We start from the raw sequence: 19,208 nt of genomic DNA, 5'->3' as shown, positions 1-19,208 counted from the left end.
GGGTGGTCAATGATAGTATAAGAGGTTGGGCGCGATCGCTTTTGTGTTGGAACATAAAGCCGTAACAGTAGCGATGAATTTTCGTTGTTGTTACAAATCTTTACTTAAAAACTCAGGGTTTATCGTCTATTTTTACAGACAAAATCTAAGATTTTGATTAAAATCTTGGTGTGGCTTAAGAATATTTTTAGAATTTGGTAAATTTATGATACTTACAGAAAAAATACAACGACGGGACGTTAACCGCAGCTCATCTCATTTAGCCCTAGTGTTTGCCCAAACCATGCAAACTGGACAAATTACCTTCTCGCAGTGGTATGACTTAATGACGGCACCGTTAGAAGATACATTGAGTCCTGAGGCTGAAGATGCAATTACCCGTTTAATTTATGGAGTACGTCACGGCTTGATTAAGGTTATTTAGGGCTTGCTGCATGAGTGTAGATGGTATCGAGCCGTCGAACGCTTCGCTCAGTAACACGATCGGTAACACGATCTGTGTGTCACAGGGAACCGGTAACAGTCAACAGTTTCACTCCCCGTCAAAACGGCAAATCCTCCTCCTCTGGCTCAGTAATCGAGAGTCGCCAAGTCGTTTTATTCTCTTCTTCTACAGGCAATTCTTCCATTACCTCCCCTAACTTTTGTTGTAGAGATTTCGTCAATTGTACTGATATATCTAACTCAATCCCTAGCTTTTTTGTCACGTCTGCTAATTGATGAAACGCAACTTTTTTACTGGTGCGATTTTGACTGGATAAGCGAAATCCATTGACTTTTTTGACGTTTTGCGATTGCATCGCCGCTTTTAGCCGTTCCTTAATTTGCTGAATTTCCGTATCCAGTTGCTTCCAGCGATGCTCGATTTGCCGATATCGTAGGGTTAGGGCTTCAATATCCTCAGTGGCGGGGTCAGGTTGAGCGAGGTCTAATAAATGACGGTGAAGGTGAGCCACATAGACAACATCCTTAGCCGCGTAATCCAGTTGGCGGGGGGAGAGAGGGCGTTTCCTCCAGTCGCCTGTTTGTTCGGTTTTATCAACCTGGAGACATATCCCAAAATATTCAGTTAAGGTTTTCAGTTGATAATTGGAGACCGGGAGGCGATAGTAGGGAATGGTTTTTGCCAGTTCCAGGGTACAGGTGACATTTTTTGCCTTACGTTTACCCAAAAATTTCCGGTCATAGCTGGCGTTGTGAAAAACTTTCTCAATCGCCGGATTGTACATTACTTTAGCAATAAACTCATCAGCGAGTTCCGGCTGGTATAACACATCGAGAATCGAGACAGACTCAGCCGTGAGGTCTTTCCCATCCGCCAAGACTTGAATTAACGATAGTTGCGGCGTATCGGTTTTATAGTCAGCGACTTCCGTATCTAACCATAGGATAGAGGCTTGAGTGTAGCTTGCGATCGCGCGTTCAATATCTTGGGCTTGCGTAAGGTATGGCATGAGTCAATTGAGCAGGTAAAGTATTTTCCGACTTGATGTAATATAGCCAAACAAGAGTGGAATTTGTTGATCTTATGTCTCGTTATTACACCGTTTGAGAACCTGCTGTGTCTTATCCTACACGCTAAGCGGATGAAAGTGGGAGGAGTCTGAACAAAGGGAAGCCGAGTGAATAATCTCGGAAAGATGCTGAGGCTTGTTTCCTTAAGCTGTCATGCATTTAAATGGGGTATTAGTAGCGAGCAAGATGCAAAGCCTGCGGCATGGCTTCGCTAAACGCACTACAAGAATTTCACCATTATTGACATTAAGGTTTAAATGGCGAACAGCTTATTCTTTATCTTATGAAATTTATCGGAATTGATCTCGGTTGGACGTCGGGCGCGAGTGGTTTATGTTGCCTCAATTGGTCAGATGGACAGCTTCAGCTATTAGAATTAAACCGCAAACAAACTACCGCTGATATCCTGAATTGGATTGATGATTGGACAGCCGCCACTGAACCCGCCATCATCGCTGTAGACGCCCCCACGCTGATTCCCAATGTTACGGGAATGCGCCTCCCGGATAAACTCAGCCATCGGTATTTTCACCATTACCACGCGGGTTGTTATCCCGCCAATCGCCAACGCCCTTTTGCTCAACGTACAATAGAGTTTGGTTTGAGTCTGGAAGCACGAGGGTTTATTCACGCCCCCCAGATAACGCCAAAAACCCTGGGACGCTATCAAATCGAGGTTTTTCCCCATCCCGCCATCGTGCATTTGTTTGGATTAAATCGGATTCTGAAATATAAAAAAGGAAAACTGGCAGAGCGTCAAGGGGAATTATTAAAACTTTATTATTTAATTCGGGAGGTATTGCCGAGTTTAGAACCAAAATTTGATGGGATTGATGGTTTAAATGGTAATTTTTCGGAACGATTTACGGGGGCGACGCTGAAGGAACTAGAAGATAAACTGGATAGTTTAATCTGTGCCTATATTGCGGCTTACTGGTGGTATTGGGGAATTGAGCGAAATTGGGTATTGGGTGAGGTTAGCACGGGTTATATTATTGTCCCTGCACCTGTCGTGTCAACTTAAGCCACAACCCCCTCTCCCCCAACTCACAAGGGTAGGTTTTTTAAGATTGGGGTTTAGGTAAGACAAGGAAGAGTTTTAACGAAAAATAGGGCGTTTCGGCTTTTTACAGTTAGTTTGACCGAACCGAATTCTGTACAGTTTTTCCCCCTTGTCTTCTTTCCTTCCTTGTCGTCCTTGTCTTGTCTCCACCCTTAAATAAAAAACCTACACCCGTCACCCCTTCAGGTATAAGAGGCTGGGCGCGACATTTTTTATTAGGGGTGATTTGCCGGACACAGGATATTCAAGGGCGCACGTCGATATGAAAGGGCGCACGTCGATATGAAAGGGCGCACGTCGGTGCGCCCCTACATCAATTCCTTAATCCCCAATCGCCAATTTTTCCCCCCGAATCGAATAATCCAACAACTCCATCGGATGCATCAAGGATATCTCTTTCTCCTGCAAGTTTAAATGCTTCTTAATTTGCAGAGAACACCCCGGATTCGATGACGCAATTAACTCCGCCCCCGTATTCAACAAATTCTCAACCTTTTGCTGTCCCAACTCATCCGCTATTTCCGGTTGCAGCATATTATAAACCCCCGCACTCCCACAACACAGGGCTGCATCGATGGGTTCGCGTAATGTTACTCCCGGAATCTTTCGTAATAGTTGACGCGGTTGTACGGAAATCTTTTGTCCATGTAACAGATGACAAGCATCTTGATACACCATGGTCAAAGGTTTATCGGTTAATGGTGACAACTCCGCCGTCAATCCTACCTCAGCCAAAAACTGCTGCACGTCTCTCACCTTTGCCGCAAAGTCTTGCGCCTTCTGGCGATACACTGGATCATCGTCTAAAATATGCCCATATTCCTTTAACGTATGACCACAGCCTGCGGCATTAATAATCACATAATCAACATCCGTTCCCTCAAAACTATCAATCATCTGTCGCGCCAAGGCTTGGGCTTGTTCTGTTTGTCCCTGATGTTCGGGTAATGCAGCACAACACCCTTGACTTTTGGGAATCACCACTTCACAGCCATTCGCCGTTAATACTCGCACTGTGGCTTCATTAACGGGGGAGAAAAATAGCCGCTGTACACATCCCAAAATCACACCCACTCGATACCGCTTTTCCCCTTGCGCCGGAATCACATCGGGGAAGTTATCCTGAAAGGACTGTAAGGTAATTTGCGGTAAAATTGAATCCATTGCCGCTAAACGGGGGACTATTTGCTTTAATAATCCTGTAGACCGAACCAGCTTTTGTAATCCTAATTTTTGATACAGATAAAGTGGCGCAAGAAAGGGGCGCAGGCGTCCCGGATAAGGAAACAAATTAAATATTAACGCCCTAACAATTCGATCCGCTAAACTCCGAGGCTGATTTCGTTCAACCTGATGACGTGTGGCTGAAATTAACTTGTCATACTGTACGCCAGAAGGACAGGTGGTCACACAAGCCAAACAGCCTAAACAGGAATCAAAATGTTGTGTTGTCGCCTCAGCTAATGGGGCTTCACCTTTGTTAATCGCATCCATCAAGTAAATCCGTCCCCTAGGCGAATCCATTTCCTTGCCAATCACTCGGTAACTGGGACAGGTGGCGAGGCAAAATCCGCAGTGAACACAAGTATCGATTAAGTCTTGTTTGGGAGGATTTTTGGCATCAAAGCCAGGGGATTGAGAATCCTTTTGTTCCGTTTCTAAGGGGGCTGTTGCTGCGCTTTCTTTGACTGAATCGGGTGTGGGAAATTTAAAATCCGTTTGCATATTGCTTTATTTGAGGTAGATGTGCAGAAATAAATAAATTGTGAGACTTTAGGGGTTTAGTCGGGGCGGGTTTAATCACATTCAGGAGCAAAATAAAAGATAATAGTAAAACCCGCCCCTACATTCGTAAAAACCAGGTTCCATTGAGAGTTGTGAAGGGTCAAATCTGCTTCTGTGACTTCTGTCTTCAAATATCTCCGACAAATCGATTAGGACTTAAAAGGCTTTTCGGATCAAACTTCTGTTTAATTTGACGCATAATATCTAAAGCGTTACCCCTGTATCCCCAAACATCAAGCTGCTGCTTTACACTAATTGGAGCCTCTAGTACCGTTAAAAAGCCACTGTGGGATTGGCAATGCTCTCGCATCTTTAAAATCGTTTCAGGTTTCACTGTTTCGGGTTCAAACCGCATTTTTCCTAAGCCACTTCCTGCATGAATTAACCCTAATCCCGTTCCAGAGGTGAGAGTATCCAGTACAGTTAACGTCATAACTGCCGCTGTTGGTACTACTCCTATTTTGCAAGTAATCGAGGTAGATTGGGGCATTCCCCAGATTTGTTCTGGTAATGATTGCCATAGACTCGCTGCATCGTTATTTTGATAAAGTGTGGCTTGTAGTCCCAACTGTTGCCCCACCTCTAGTAAACGGGACGACTGCTCCTGTACACTTTTGGTGACGCTTTGGAAGCGTACAATTAAGCCCATCCCTTGACCGATATCTAATTGTTTAACTAATCCAGACGAGAGTAAATCTACGGCTGTAGGGGTTAGGGCGGAAGCGAGTAAAGTTTTAGTTGTTGATGCGATCGCGTCAGCGTCTCCGGTGAGTACCACTGTCCCCGAGGCTTCCTGTACGGGATACAAGCGAAACGTCACCTCAGTCAAAATTCCCAGGGTGCCATACGCCCCCGTCAACAGTTTCATCAAGTCATAACCTGCCACATTTTTCACCACTCGTCCCCCAGCTTTGGCAAGTTGTCCATCACTGCGGACAAAGGAAACCCCCAATAGCATATCCCGCACCCCACCATAGCGTTGTCGCCATGAGCCACTATCCGCCGTCGAAATAATTCCACCCAGGGTGGCGGCTTCTGGGTAGGCGGGTTCGAGAGGCAAAAATTGATTCGTTTTCAGCAGTATTGGCTGTAAATCTGCCAATTTCACACCCGCTTGCGCTGTTACCGTCAAGTCACCCACCGCATGATCAATCACCTGATTCAGGTTTTGGGTACTAATCACCAAATCCACGGGTTTACCGACACCCGCCCAGGCTAATTTACTCCCATTTCCGCCGGGGAGAACTTGCCAGTTATGGGTATTGGCAGACTCCATTACTTGACAAAGCTGTTTAACTGTGGTAGGGCAAACCAATGTACTGGTAATCGTTTCCACGCCATACGCCTTCTGGAGTCGCTCTCGCCATAGCGGAGGTAAAGTATCCCCTTGGTAGATGTTAGAGTCACCTACAATCGGGGTTAGAGTTTGTGCGATCGCATTCATTGGATCGTCCTTCGTCCTTCGTCATTCGTCATTCGTCATTCGTCCTTGGTTATTTGCTAAGCTGTTATGCATTTGAATTGGGTATTAGTAGCGAGCAAGATGCTCGCACTACAAGGATTGCGCCATTCATTATTGACATTACGGTTTAAATGCCGAACAGCTTACCCCATCTCCCCCATTTTCCCCAGCTCCTCAATAACGAGGTCGTACCTGATAATGGCGATAATACCGATAATCCCGCAAAATCTGGTCATGATCGAAACATAGATTCGTGGGAATCTCCCACAGATTAAAAATCTGCAAATTCTTAGCATCATCAGCGGCTTGGGGTTCGCCTGTCCCCGTGGCGAGAAATACAATACTCAGGGTATGCTTACGCGGATCGCGGTCAGGTGCCGAATAGACGTGAAACTGCTCAATTAACTCCACCTGTAAGCCAATTTCTTCCTTCGCTTCGCGAACCGCTGCGGTTTCCACCGATTCCCCGTAATCGACAAAGCCGCCAGGAATTGCCCAGCCTAGGGGGGGATTTTTGCGTTCGATCAGAATAATCGGTCGCGAGGGTCGATCCATGAGTTCGACAATAATATCGACGGTGGGAACGGGATTTCGGTAAGTCACAAGCTAAGTTCAGGTAACGGGTAGCGATCACGATGGGTGTATTGTTTTCAGAATACCTCTGGTGACAGATTTAAATCTACCCCGATCGCTCTTTTTTAACGCCTCCCTAGCGTGCTAATGTCGATAGGACTTGCTTTGCTGTACTATGGTCTATTTCTATGCAGATTCCTAGATCGAGTGGTGTTTTGCTGCATCCCACTTGCTTCCCCAGTCCCTATGGATTCGGGGACTTAGGCTCACCAGCGTATCAATTTATTGATTTTTTGGCGGCTAGCGATCAGCGATTTTGGCAGATCTTGCCCGTCGGACCCACGGGGTTTGGTAACTCGCCGTATATGTCTTACTCCGCCATGGCTGGAAACCCGATGTTGATTAGCCCAGAACAACTACAAATGAAAGGGCTACTCACGGATGAAGATCTCGCTCATTTACCTGAGTTTCCCCCGGATTCTATCGATTTTGACCGAGCCGTTCCCATGAAAAAATCGCTTCTGGTCAAAGCTTGCGATCGCTTTCAGCGGGAAGCGTCCCCGGAACAAGAAGAGGAATTCGAGCAATTTTGTCAGCGTCACGCCTATTGGCTGGATGATTATGCCTTATTTATGGCACTCCACAACACCTTTGATGATGTGAGTTGGCATTTGTGGGAGCCAAACATTGCCAAAGCCGAACCCAAAGCGGTGAAAGAATGGCGAGAACGGTTAAGCGATCGCATCTATTACCAAAAGTATCTCCAGTTTGAGTTTTTCCGCCAGTGGTCATGGTTGAAGCAGTATGCCAATGACCATAATATCCAGATTATTGGTGATATCCCGATTTATGTCGCCCATAATAGCGCTGATGTCTGGTCAAACCGAGACCTGTTTGCCGTTGATGAGGAAACAGGCGAACCTTCGCTGATGGCGGGTGTTCCCCCAGACTATTTCAGTGAAACCGGTCAATTGTGGGGAAACCCGATTTACGACTGGGAACGCATGGAACATAATAACTATCACTGGTGGATCATGCGCCTGAAGATGATGTTCGAGTACGTCGATGTGCTGCGAATCGATCATTTTCGCGGCTTTGAGGCGTATTGGGAGGTTGACCAAGGTGAAGACACTGCTATGAATGGGCGCTGGGTCAAAGGACCAGGAGCTAAATTTTTCAAAGTCCTCAAGCAGGAATTAGAAGGACTCCCGATTATCGCTGAGGATTTAGGTGTAATTACCCCAGAAGTCGAGGCATTGCGGGATCAATTTGGGTTTCCGGGGATGAAGATTTTGCATTTTGCCTTTGGTGGCGGTCCAGATAATCCCTATTTACCCTTTAACATAGAGCGCAACTGTCTGATTTATACCGGGACTCACGACAATAACACGACAATCGGCTGGTTTAACCAGATCCCCGACTATGAACGAGAAAATGCGATTCGTTACTTAGGAGGGTTAAGTGATGAAGGCATCAATTGGGATTTAATCCGGTTAGCCTACAGCAGCGTCGCTAATCTTGCCATGATTCCCTTCCAAGATTTCTTGGATTTGGGTGCAGACGCCCAAATGAACCGTCCCAGTACATCTGAGGGAAACTGGAAATGGCGTTATCGAGCAGAGAGCTTAACGGATCAATTGCGCGATCGCATCAAAACCCTAATTTATACTTATGGTCGGACACCGCATGATTCTTGAGGGTTATACCTGTTGAGCAAACAGACGATCAAGACCGAGGATTAGCCGCAAAGGTCATTTCCTCAACCGCACCGGGGGCGCCCATTTGTTTAGCACTTTGGTCATTAAACTCGACCAGGACGCCTCCGGCATTACCTGCCCGGACAATCAGTTGTTGATCCGCCACCCAAGTCCGCTGGGTGCCTTCGGGCAAGACGCCTTCAAATTCGGTTTTACCATCCACAACGACTCGAATCCAAGACTGAGCCTTCAGGGTAACACCCACCTGCACGGGTTTACCATCTTGGCTGGCGTGACTAATTTCCGCCGATTGGTTCATATCAAGGGACTGTTTCGGTGGTCTGGGTTCGGGCTTTTTTGGTGTCGGAAACTGCTGGGCAGAGGGGGTATTGTCAACTTCAATTACTTGCACTGCCGAGCGACTCAGAATGTGAGATAAACCACTGACCGAACCAATCACCAACATAATATAGAGCAGGTAGAGATGAAGCGGTCGCAATTGAGCAGCGGGTAAATGCCGCCAACGAGGTCTGATCAACTGGATACTCGCTCCCACGGGAAAAGAATCGGCAAGTTCTGCACCGTTGAGTCCCAGTGCTTCGGCAAATCGCTGGATAAAGCCGCGAATGTATACAGGCTCTGGCAACTGGTCGATTTTTCCGTCTTCAATCGCCTGTAAAAGCCGTGCCTGAATTCGGGTTTGAGCCGCAACTTCCTCTAAGGTAATCGACTGTTCGAGGCGAAACTGACGTAGGCGAGCGCCTATTTCTTCGAGCTTCTCAACTTGTTCCTGCTGCAAATGACTCGTATTCTCCTTCATACACGGTACTCCTTGATATCTGCTGGCACGTTTTCGTAAGGGTTAGTGAACTCGGTTGTGGAGGAAGCGGATTTCAAATTCTTCAAGATAACGGTAGTGACCACTGAGCAGTATCGGTTCACCTGGTCGTTGTAATTGAATCGGACCAATTGCCGTGCGGTGCAGATGGATTACTGGATAGCCTAGCAGGTCAGCAACTCGACGAATTTGGCGGTTTCTCCCTTCTGTCAAGACAATTTCTAAAAGTGTTTTATCGGGTTGCTGCTTGAGGACTCGAACTTGAGCAGGTAAAGTGGTTCTACCCGACAAGTCCACACCCTGACGCCAAGCCGAGAGAATTGATTCAGAAGGACGACCCTTGACCCAAACCCGATACGTCTTGGGAACGTGATGGCGAGGATGGGTAAGTTTATAGGTCAGTGTTCCGTCATTTGTCAGAATTAACGCTCCTGTAGATTCCATGTCCAACCGTCCCACCGGATGGATACCCTGACCTTGTCTAATCGTGCTTGGCAGTAAATCAAGAACTGTACGACGCTCCTCAAGAATGGTATTACACACCCGATAATTCCGACAAGTAGAGACTACACCCACGGGTTTATTGAGCAACAGATAAATTGCCTGAGGACGATTACTGGGTTTGAGCCGTTGGCCATTAACTTCAATCAAATCCGTTTCCGGATTCGCTTTTTGCCCTAGCTGCACCACAGTGCCATTTAGCCGAACTTGTCCGGCTACGATCATTTTCTCAGCTTGACGCCGTGAGGCGATACCCCACTGTGAAATAATTTTTTGTACTCTTTCCTCCATGGCTTGACTACCTGTGTAAGCTAGTTCGTCTCGACCCAGATCGTGCTGGTTCCAAGTTGATCTCCATCCTTATAGTATCCAGCAGGAGTTTGGTTAAACCTCTCCGGCTTTTTAAGGTAGCTGGAGAGAATCAGTCCACTTCTAGCCCTGACCAGAATAGACCATGTACAAATATTACAAGAATGCGGAGAATTGCAAGCGTTTGGTTTTTTGACCTGCTCATTGCCTTGCTCGGAGACTATCCCCGTTGTGTCAGAATACAGGATTGACCCGAAATTGTGGCAATGGGCGTTAATAAATCAAAAGCTGGGACAGACAAAGGCAGCCGGATGATTAGCACAGTGGTATCCCCCGCCGTGCAATTATGGCTGCGATCGCAAGTGGATGCCGTAGAAACACTACAGTTTAAGCTGATGGGTCGCGATCGGCAAATTCTGCGAGGACACATTCCTACGGTGTCGATTGCGGCTTGTCGGGCTATCTATCAAGGACTGCACCTGTCGCAAATCCAGCTAGATGGTACAAATATTCGCTTCAATCTCACTCAGGTGTTTAAAGGCAAACCCTTACAACTCCTAGAACCTGTCCCAGTTACGGGTCAACTCATCCTGCGAGAGAGCGACCTGCAAGCCTCTCTGGGCGCTCCTTTATTATCAAATGCTTTAACGGATTTACTGAATACATTTATTAAATCTTATAATCGACCGGATCAGTATCCACCCCTAGGTGAGTCTAAAATGAACTGGCAGCAGATTACTATTGATGGGGAGCGACTAACTCTCAAAGGAACACTGATCCACCATCCGACGAGAGAAACCTCCATTGTGGTTGATGCGGGCATTCAACTGGCAACACCTCAACAACTGCAACTCCACCCCCTCCAGATTCACATTAACGCTCAACAGCCCCCGATCACGTTAGAACATTTCACGATTGATTTAGGCTCAGAGGTTGATCTCGAAGAACTCACTCTAACCCCAGGACAATTAATTTGTCGCGGCTGTATTAGAGTTATACCCTGATGGGTGTTGGGGAAGATGGGGAAGCTGGGGGAGATGGGGGAGCAAATGACGAATGACAAATGACGAATGACGAATGACGAATGACGAATGACGAATGACGAATGACGAATGACGCCGTTAACTTTAATTTTCCCACCTAATTGGATTTCATCCTTCAGAGTGTTGGGAGCAACTAGAAACGTGTTTTACTCTCAGAGAAGCTGTAGGACTGTTAAACTTGACGGGAATTGCCGTACAGGTAAACCGATCCCAAATGTCAGGATTTAGTCACCCGTACAGCAGTTGGGTAATGGTTGGGAGATTAAGTTACTGTGAAAGTTGATACTAAACCGTCCATTCAATTGGTGGAAGATGCCACGCAAGAACTAGTAGATTGGGCAGCTACCATTGAGCATTCAGACGCCACCTATTTTGAAAAAGCTCAAGCCATAGCCGGACGCTTGGGGGCGCATTACCGTGCTGATGGGTTAACCGAAATTGGCTTCTGGACACCTCGGTTGTTGGCGCAGGTGATGCGGAAGATGGAAATCTATCTGGAAGTCTTAACCCCCCTTGAGCCGATTGATTGTCGGGCGGTTGAGCAAACCGTCTCCTTTCGTCGCGATCGCTTATTCTTAAAACAAGAAGGGGAATACCATTGGGGTGTCATCGCTGGGATGCGCCCCGGGAACCGTGAGCAGATGGGATCGTTCTACTGGCTGCGCTTTGTCGATCAGCAAGGGAACCTACAAGCGATTCGGGATACGATTCCCTATTCCATGCCTTATGGGGTGTTTGGACCGGCGGAACTGTATGATATGGCAAGCTTACAGAAACAACGAGCCGATCTGGACTATTTCAAAACCACCAGTGTCCGATCCGATCCCCTAACGCTTCCGCGTGTGCCAGCCCCCCGGAACATTTTACAGCTTCATATTGGCACCGCCTCTCAAGAGGGAACGGTTGAGGGATTAACCCGTATTTATCGCCAAATTGCCAGTAAATTAGCTGGAAATCTCCCCTTAACCCCAGCCGAAGAAAACTATGTGGGGTACGACTCGGTTCAGCTATTACCCATAGAACCCACGATTGAGTACCGAGACGAATACAGTCCAGAAAGTGAATTTTTTGTCTGTACGGCTGAAGAGGGAGATGATCTGCAAATTAAACTGACTAAACCCCATACCCAGGATTGGGGTTATGACGTGCCAATTTTGGGATCGAGTGCTACAAATGCAGCGCTTTTGGGTAGCTTGCGTCCTGATGAATTGGTAGACTTTATCGCTACCCTGCATAATTTTCCCACCGGTCCAATTCAAATTATCTATGACCTGGTGTATGGTCATGCAGATAACCAATCGGAGTTACTCCTGCATCGCCAGTTCCTCAAAGGTCCGAATATGTACGGTCAAGACTTGAACCATCAGTTACCGACGGTACGGGCGATGTTTTTGGAAATGCAGCGGCGTAAAATTAACACGGGCGCTGATGGGGTGCGTATTGATGGGGGTCAAGATTTCCGCTTCTTTAATCCTCTGTCTGGACTGGTGGAATATGATGATGCCTATCTACTGGCGATGAGTGATGTGGTTCAGGATATTGAAGGGCATCAACGACTCTTATTCACCATTTTTGAAGATGGTCGTCCGTGGCCCGCAGAAGGGTGGGAAGAGATCTCGACGTACCGAGAATTAATTAACCTGAAACCGGAATCGTTCCAATGGGGACCCTTGATTTTTGCCCATAACACCCCAGCCTTGGAAAAGTTTTGGGATCGCAAATGGCGACGGGTTTGTGAGGTAATCTTTGAAGGAGATCATTGGATCACGGGTTGTGGTAATCATGATACCGTGCGCCGAGGTAATCAAATTCCGCTAGATGCCCAGATTAATTGGAATTTAGGCAGTACGCTGCCAGAGGTGTTAAATAATGCTTATGATAACCCGGCGGTGACGCTGTGGGTGTATGGGTTCAGTCCCGGATTGCCCATGGACTTTATCAATGCGACAATGCACGCCCCGTGGATGTTTTTCCGCAATACCGATGAACGCTATGGGGTCAAGGTGGTTTCTGAGGAAATTGGCTTCTTGGATTGGCAAGTGACGCCCGAACTCTATGACGCACCGGAAAGTTTCAGTCGGTTGAAGTCCTTGGGATTTAGTCAGCTAGAGGAATTGCGGGAGTTTGGCAGGGCGCTGCAAGTTGCCATGACTGAAAAGGACTACAATCTCGCCGAAGTGGTCCAGGCTTGCCAGTTCTGTTTGGGAGACAATACGGATCAGTGTGATATTGAACAGCTGAAAAAGTTGAATAAGCCAGAAATGGTGAGTTTCTTGAAAGGGTTGACTATTGAAAAGCTCAAGTCATTCGCGTTGATGTTCATGGAAGACTGTTATGAGCTGTGTAATGTCTCTCACTATGAGGACAAGCTTGATGCAGCGAGAACAGAGTATAACCTTAGCTTGCGTCGTTTCCGCCATGCTCATCCCTGGTTAGGTCACAATTTAGCTGGAATTGATCGATTCAATAAAATCAGTGATGAGGAACGGACGGTATATTACGGGGTTCGCAGTAATCCTGATGATCATGATCAACAAATCGCCATAGTCGCACACATGGGAGGAGAACCAATGACAGTTACCGTGGGAGACTGGCTGCAATTGGACATGAACGAATGGCAAGTCGCGATCGCGTCTCCGGGTTTAGATAGTGGCGATCGCTTGGCAGATTTACGCTGCTTTGAGTTAGCCGATTCTCAAGCGGTGCTGTTAAAGCGAGTGAGTAAGCCCGAATAGTCTAGGGTTTTGGACATACAGCAGATTTGGTGGTTGATGAGGTACAGTCTCTAAGCAAGATCCCCGACTTCTTGGAGAAGTCGGGGATCTGTCTGTATACCGTTATATTTTATTGCAAATTGTAAAATGACCATGATATACTCTATGGAAATCATAAGTTTCCTTGTGGGTATTCACTAACAATAGATGAGGACTTATGCATCAACCTGGCTTCGGGTGGGGATAGGGTATGTCCCTACAGATGCTAGTACATCAGTAATTTTTGACTTATAAGTTATTCCTCTGGGTAACAGTAATTTGTTAATCGAGAAAACTATTTCATGCAAATAACCAATCAAATTCACGTTCGTAACCTCAAAGGAGATATTTTTGGCGGGTTGACGGCGGCTGTTGTTGCCTTACCCATGGCACTAGCCTTTGGAATCGCTTCAGGTGCTGGTGCGGCGGCGGGGTTGTGGGGGGCAATATTAGTTGGATTTTTTGCCGCTTTATTTGGCGGTACACCGAGCCTTATCTCTGAACCAACCGGTCCAATGACGGTTATTTTAACCGCTGTAATTGCTGGACTTCAAGCGAATAATCCGGACAATTATCTCGCCCTGGCATTTACTGTGGTGATGATGGCAGGAGTCTTTCAAATTATCTTTGGGGTATTACGATTGGGGCGATATATTACCATGTTGCCCTATAACGTCATTTCCGGATTTATGACCGGAATTGGCGTGATTCTTATTTTTCTGCAACTGGCTCCTTTCTTGGGACAAGAAACTCCGTCTGGGGGTGTCTTTGGTGTAATCCAAAATCTGCCTACTTTAATCACGAATATCGATCCTTGGGAAACGATTTTAGGAGCCATCACTTTAGCGATTCTGTTCTTGTACCCGTCCCAATTTAAAAAAGTGATGCCGCCTCAATTGGTGGCTTTAGTGATTGGGACAGCCATTTCGCTGATTTTCTTTAGTGGTGTTGAGATTCGCACAATTGGCACGATTGGAGAAATTACACCGGGTTTACCTGAGCTACAAATGCCTGCTTTTACACCCGGAAATGCGCGGTTAATGTTCGTTAATGCAATTGTGTTGGCGACAGTAGGTTCTATCGATTGCCTGTTAACCTGTCTCGTGTCCGAAAGTCTAACTCGACAAGAGTGCAAGTCCAACAAAGAGTTAGTTGGTCAAGGTGTTGCTAATTTAATTACGGGTCTATGTGGTGGGATCGCCGGGTCTGGAGCAACAACAGCGACGGTGGTGAATATCCAAGCAGGTGGACGCACGGCGTTATCGGGTATTTGTCGGGCTTTAGTGCTGTTTATCGTGGTGTTGTGGGCGGCTCCTTTAACCTCTGCTATTCCCCTGGCTGTCTTAGCTGGAATTGTTTTAAAAGTTGGGATGAATATCATTGATTGGGGCTTTCTCAAGCGGGTTCACAAAATCTCTTGGAAAGCAGCGGGGATTGTCTATGGTGTGGTACTGCTAACGGTGTTTGTGGATTTAATGATCGCTGTAGCCGTTGGCGTATTTATCGCGAATATATTAACCATCGAAAACCTATCAAAACTACAATCAAATGCAGTTAAAGCGATTACTGATGCGGATGATCAGATTGTTCTCACTGACGAAGAAAAGTACATTTTAGATGTGGCGAATGGGCGAGTTTTACTGTTCCATCTGAGTGGACCGATGATTTTTGGTGTAGCCAAAGCCATTTCCAGAGAACACAACGCTATTGCCAATTATGATGTTTTGATTGTCGATTTAGGTGAAGTTCCTATCCTGGGTGTAACGTCATCCTTGGCGATCGAAAATGCGATTCAAGAGGCGATCGATGAAGGACGAGAGGTGATTGTTGTTGGCGCAACCGGGAAGATAAAAAGTCGGTTAGAAAAATTGGGGATTGCTGGTTTAATTCCCGGACATCACTGGATGGGCGATCGCTTGACAGCACTGCAAGAGGGTTTAGCGATCGTTCGTGAAAAACAAGGCTTCAGCTATGAGGAAAAGGGAGACCAGTTCACCCGTTCCCAGGCTTAAGAGTTTGTAGTTTGCGCTTTAGCGCTTTAAGCTGAAGCGCTGACTAATCAACAAAATTTCTTATAGCATTACGGGGATAACATGGTCAATGTGGCGCTTGTACTGTCCCATCAATGGACAACGGGTGTACTCTTGTATCTCTATTAGCCGTCATGCAGGAAGGACTGGGTTCAAGCTCAACACGGTTTGATGCGATTGTATACATAGTATACACTTAGATTAAACTGGTCAATAAACAAGGCAATGTATGTCTCAAACTGAAGTTGTCACCGTCCGATTAACACCAGAGGTTAAGGCAAAACTCAATGCCCTAGCTTTGAGTACAAAACGCAGCAAATCCTGGCTGGCGGCGGAGGCAATTGCTTTATATGTGGAGCAGCAAAGCTGGCAAATTCAGATGATTGAAGAAGCTGTTACCCTTGCTGATAGTCCACAAGCTAAGTGGGTTGAGGGTGATGATGTGGAAGCTTGGCTTTCTTCCTGGGGAATGGAGGATGAAAAACCCGCCCCATGCAGTTAGTTTTTCTTTCCCTTGCTGTCCAGGAGAATCGCCTAGAAATTCTGCGGATTCTGCCAGGGATGCGAGACATTGACAGTATTCTACGGGATACGCCTCTTGAGGAGGAATGAAGAATTAGAGTGGCGGCAGAAAATCCAATGTAGGGGCGGGTTTAGGGATAAAATTAATGGAGTCACCCCTCATCTTTCTACAAAACCCGCCCGACTCCACCCTTTCACCCCGACATTTGTGAGTGCGATCGCGCTTAGCAATCAGGTGGGTTTTATTATCGGGTTTCAGGTTCATAGGAAAATCTGATATCGGCACAGAAAATCCAATGTAGGGGCGGGTTTAGGGACAAAATTAATGGAGTCACCCCTCATCTTTCGACAAAACCCGCCCGACTCCACCTTTCACCCCGACATTTTCAAGGTGCGATCGCGGGTAACAATCCGGTGGGTTTTGTTGTCCAATTTGCAATTAATTGATTGTCTGGCGATGGCGGAATGGGCGGGTTTTGTTGTTCCATTATCGGTGACTAGCTGGATTGATTCCCTAAACCCGCTCCTACATCTAACTTTTTGGACTTTGGACAAACAAATTAATTCCGGGAGGTTGGAGGACTGAGAATCATTAGTTGATCGCCTCCGTCACTTTCATACATCATCACAACAGGTGGACTTAACGCGCGATCGCGTTTATCGGGCAAAGCTGGAAAGATGTAAAAATAACCGTCGCGATCAATGAGTAAACGCCAGACTCTTGGGGTTTCGGGATTGCTGGTATCGGTGAGTTCTTTACCCAGAAGTCGTTGATATAAATCTTGATCGCCGATAATCCGGAAACCGGACGGATTGACTAAGGGATTGTCCAGTTTGCGTCCCAGGGACACGGTGTTGTCTGGGGCAACTACGGTGATAATCGGTAGGGTCGAGGTTTCGTTAACCGCATCTAACCAAGCATCGGTATCGGCTTGCCATTGGGCTAACCAAAATAGTGCGGTTAATGCCCATAATACAATCACAATTTCGACAGTGAGAGAGCCTAAAAATTGCAGCGAATTAAACTGAGTTGAACTAAAGTTAACCAAGGATTGTATCCCTTGGGATAGCCATGCATTGGGGTGTTGTCTGGCGTAATTGAGGAGAGGCGATCGCACAGGTGTTGCCACTACTCTCAATAATATTGGTGCTGTCTACTATGCTATCGGAAAACCGCAGAAGGCATTAAAATACTTGAACCAAGCTTTACCCATTCGCCAGGAAGTGGGCGATCGCACAGGTGTTGCCACTACTCTCAGTAATATTGGTGCGCTCTATGATGCCATCGGACAACCGCAGAAGGCATTAGACTACTATAACCAAGCTTTACCCATTCTTCGGGAAGTGGGTAATCGCGCAGGTAAAGCTGCGACTCTCAATAATATTGGCTTGGTCTACCATGCTATTGGACAACCGCAGAAGGCATTAGACTACTATAACCAAGCTTTACCCATTCGCCGGGAAGTAGGCGATCGCACAGGTGTTGCCGCTACTCTCAGTAATATTGGTGCGGTCTACCGTGCCATTGGACAACCGCAAAAGGCATTAAAATACTTGAACCAAGCTGTGACCATTACCCTAGAAATGCGTCAGGGTTTACAGCGAGGAAATCGACCGTCATTTTTAGGAAATGAGCCAGGTAGTGTAATTGCTCTCACGAATCTCTTGATTGACCAAAATCAACCCAAACAAGCTTTTGAATGGATTAACCTTTACAGCACAGCCGAACTCGCTGATTACACCCGCCTCATTGATGCCCAAGTGAGTAATCCCCAAGCCCAAAACTCTCTAGACCAGTGGAATCAAAAAAATCAGCAATTAGAATTCCTCCGCCAGCAATTACAAGCCAACTTTTCTGAGGAACGCTCTCGCCAATTTCGGGAATTTGAGGCACAAGTTAACCAAGAAGCGGAAGACCTCTCGCGCCAGTATCCTGAAATCGCTGAACTTCTAGAAACCACGCCTGATGATCTTGAAAAACTCCAAGCCAGTATTCCTGATCGTACAGTCGTTATTCAGCCCGTCCTGCTGACTAATATAAACAACGTTCCCAACAATATCGCTATTTTTATCCTGACGAAAGACCAACCCATCACGGTCAAAAAAGTTCCCGTCGATCCGGATCAACTAGATACCCTAATCACTGACTACCGAGAGATATTGCAAGACCGTTATGCCACAGGCTTCCGCGACAGGGGTAGCGAACTCTACGACTTATTAATTCGTCCCATTGAAGACCAAATCCAGACATTATCTCCGACGCAAATTGCCATCATCGCCACAGGTAAACTACGCTATATTCCCTTTGAAACCCTCTACAACCGAGACACAGGCAAATTCTTAATTGAAGACTATCCGATCAATTATTTCACTCGCTTAAGTGTCAATTCCCTGCAATTGGCAGACACCGGAAATTCTCCATCTTTACAGCGTGGGGCGTTAGGATTAGGGAATCCCATCCCAGAAGAACCTTATAATTTACCCGGTGCAGAAGCTGAAATCAAAAATCTGCCCAACCTCCTCCCTGGAAGTGAAATCTATCTGGGTAATGACGCCACTGTCGAAAGATTCAAATACCACGCTTCTCGCTTTCCAGTTATCCACCTTGCCACTCACGGCTGTTTTGAATTTGAGGGTTGTTGTCTAGGAGAAAAAGAAGACTGTAATGGTGTGCGTCGTATCGATATGGAACCCAATACCCTCCTATTTGCCGATGAACCATTCAACATCGCCAATGCTGCGCGATTAGGCATGAAAAATACAGAACTTCTTGTCCTCAGCGCCTGTCAAACAGCCTTGCGAGAAGAATCAGACGGGCGAGAAATTGCAGGTATTGCCTACTTATTTGAACGGGCAGGTGCTAAAGCAGTCATGGCAAGTTTGTGGAATGCTGAGGATGAAACAACCTCCGAAATTATGACCCAATTTTATCAAAATCTCAACCAAGGGATGAGTAAAGGTGAAGCCCTGCGTCAGGCAAAACTTCAACAGGTTGATCGTCATCCCTTCTATTGGTCACCCTTTATTTTAATTGGGAATGCTCAATAGCGTTAAAAAGCCGAATAGGAATAACAAATTGCACGACTTGTCTATCAAGCGATCGCCTCATACAAATTC

General features: G+C 46.5%; 15 protein-coding genes and 1 pseudogene. 8 read left to right on the top strand and 8 right to left on the bottom strand.

Annotation, left to right across the window (positions count from 1 at the left end; all coding sequences use genetic code 11):
* Window positions 1-205 precede the first annotated feature (205 nt).
* Complete coding sequence (locus RID53_RS06085) at window positions 206-424, top strand: hypothetical protein (RefSeq protein ID WP_446387267.1); 219 nt, start codon at window positions 206-208, stop codon at window positions 422-424.
* Window positions 425-542: 118 nt separating this feature from the next.
* Here RID53_RS06085 and RID53_RS06080 read toward each other — a convergent pair whose 3' ends face one another.
* Window positions 543-1,454, bottom strand: a complete 912-nt coding sequence (locus RID53_RS06080) for a ribonuclease D (protein WP_446387266.1) — start codon at window positions 1,452-1,454, stop codon at window positions 543-545.
* A 344-nt stretch (window positions 1,455-1,798) separates the two neighbouring features.
* Between RID53_RS06080 and RID53_RS06075 the strand changes: the two genes are divergently transcribed.
* The gene (locus RID53_RS06075; protein ID WP_446387265.1) at window positions 1,799-2,539 is read left to right on the top strand and encodes a DUF429 domain-containing protein; all 741 of its coding nucleotides are present in this window, start codon (window positions 1,799-1,801) and stop codon (window positions 2,537-2,539) included.
* A 360-nt stretch (window positions 2,540-2,899) separates the two neighbouring features.
* On the opposite strand, the gene RID53_RS06070 is transcribed toward RID53_RS06075, so the two are convergent.
* The 3 genes from RID53_RS06070 to RID53_RS06060 all read right to left on the bottom strand — a co-directional run bounded on the left by RID53_RS06070 (window position 2,900) and on the right by RID53_RS06060 (window position 6,428).
* A complete protein-coding gene (locus RID53_RS06070) occupies window positions 2,900-4,303 on the bottom strand; it encodes a (Fe-S)-binding protein (RefSeq protein ID WP_446387264.1) in 1,404 nt (467 codons plus the stop codon).
* A 187-nt stretch (window positions 4,304-4,490) separates the two neighbouring features.
* Window positions 4,491-5,807 (bottom strand): FAD-binding oxidoreductase, encoded by a 1,317-nt coding sequence (locus RID53_RS06065; RefSeq protein ID WP_446387263.1) that lies wholly within the window; start codon window positions 5,805-5,807, stop codon window positions 4,491-4,493.
* Between the two features lie 192 nt (window positions 5,808-5,999).
* Window positions 6,000-6,428 (bottom strand): NUDIX domain-containing protein, encoded by a 429-nt coding sequence (locus RID53_RS06060; protein ID WP_446387262.1) that lies wholly within the window; start codon window positions 6,426-6,428, stop codon window positions 6,000-6,002.
* Between the two features lie 158 nt (window positions 6,429-6,586).
* Here RID53_RS06060 and malQ point away from each other — a divergent pair, with 158 nt between their 5' ends.
* The gene (malQ, locus tag RID53_RS06055) at window positions 6,587-8,095 is read left to right on the top strand and encodes a 4-alpha-glucanotransferase (protein ID WP_446387261.1); all 1,509 of its coding nucleotides are present in this window, start codon (window positions 6,587-6,589) and stop codon (window positions 8,093-8,095) included.
* A 28-nt stretch (window positions 8,096-8,123) separates the two neighbouring features.
* Here the strand turns inward: malQ and RID53_RS06050 are convergent, their stop codons facing one another.
* On the bottom strand, window positions 8,124-8,915 hold the full coding sequence (locus RID53_RS06050; RefSeq protein WP_446387260.1) for a helix-turn-helix domain-containing protein: 792 nt from the start codon (window positions 8,913-8,915) through the stop codon (window positions 8,124-8,126).
* A gap of 42 nt (window positions 8,916-8,957) precedes the next feature.
* Window positions 8,958-9,725 carry a pseudouridine synthase gene (locus tag RID53_RS06045; RefSeq protein ID WP_446387259.1) on the bottom strand — a complete coding sequence of 256 codons (768 nt, stop codon included), beginning with the start codon at window positions 9,723-9,725 and terminating at the stop codon, window positions 8,958-8,960.
* A gap of 284 nt (window positions 9,726-10,009) precedes the next feature.
* On the opposite strand from RID53_RS06045, the gene RID53_RS06040 reads away from it, so the two are divergent.
* From RID53_RS06040 to RID53_RS06025, 4 genes are all read left to right on the top strand, one after another.
* A complete protein-coding gene (locus RID53_RS06040) occupies window positions 10,010-10,747 on the top strand; it encodes an LmeA family phospholipid-binding protein (RefSeq protein WP_446387258.1) in 738 nt (245 codons plus the stop codon).
* 311 nt (window positions 10,748-11,058) lie between these two features.
* Window positions 11,059-13,521: a glucosylglycerol hydrolase gene (gene gghA / locus RID53_RS06035; protein ID WP_446387257.1), complete on the top strand. Its 2,463-nt coding sequence runs from the start codon at window positions 11,059-11,061 to the stop codon at window positions 13,519-13,521.
* A gap of 320 nt (window positions 13,522-13,841) precedes the next feature.
* Window positions 13,842-15,551, top strand: coding sequence for a bicarbonate transporter BicA (gene bicA, locus RID53_RS06030; protein WP_446387256.1), 1,710 nt, complete (start codon window positions 13,842-13,844; stop codon window positions 15,549-15,551).
* A 247-nt stretch (window positions 15,552-15,798) separates the two neighbouring features.
* Window positions 15,799-16,071, top strand: a complete 273-nt coding sequence (locus tag RID53_RS06025) for a CopG family ribbon-helix-helix protein (RefSeq protein WP_446387255.1) — start codon at window positions 15,799-15,801, stop codon at window positions 16,069-16,071.
* 114 nt (window positions 16,072-16,185) lie between these two features.
* Here the strand turns inward: RID53_RS06025 and RID53_RS06020 are convergent, their stop codons facing one another.
* Together RID53_RS06020 and RID53_RS06015 are read right to left on the bottom strand one after the other, a co-directional pair.
* Window positions 16,186-16,356 (bottom strand): hypothetical protein, encoded by a 171-nt coding sequence (locus RID53_RS06020; protein WP_446387254.1) that lies wholly within the window; start codon window positions 16,354-16,356, stop codon window positions 16,186-16,188.
* Window positions 16,357-16,651: 295 nt separating this feature from the next.
* The gene (locus RID53_RS06015) at window positions 16,652-17,221 is read right to left on the bottom strand and encodes a hypothetical protein (RefSeq protein WP_446387253.1); all 570 of its coding nucleotides are present in this window, start codon (window positions 17,219-17,221) and stop codon (window positions 16,652-16,654) included.
* Here RID53_RS06015 and RID53_RS06010 point away from each other — a divergent pair.
* A pseudogene (locus RID53_RS06010) lies at window positions 17,199-19,139 on the top strand (CHAT domain-containing protein); the annotation flags it as partial. The gene RID53_RS06015 and the pseudogene RID53_RS06010 sit on opposite strands and share 23 nt — an antisense overlap.
* Between the last annotated feature and the right edge of the window lie 69 nt (window positions 19,140-19,208).

The sequence above is a fragment of the Coleofasciculus sp. B1-GNL1-01 genome (assembly GCF_040220235.1).
In the GTDB taxonomy this organism is placed as follows: domain Bacteria; phylum Cyanobacteriota; class Cyanobacteriia; order Cyanobacteriales; family Coleofasciculaceae; genus Coleofasciculus.
The sequence above is the reverse complement of the archived record's forward strand: the minus strand, read 5'-3'. Positions and strand labels throughout refer to the sequence as shown.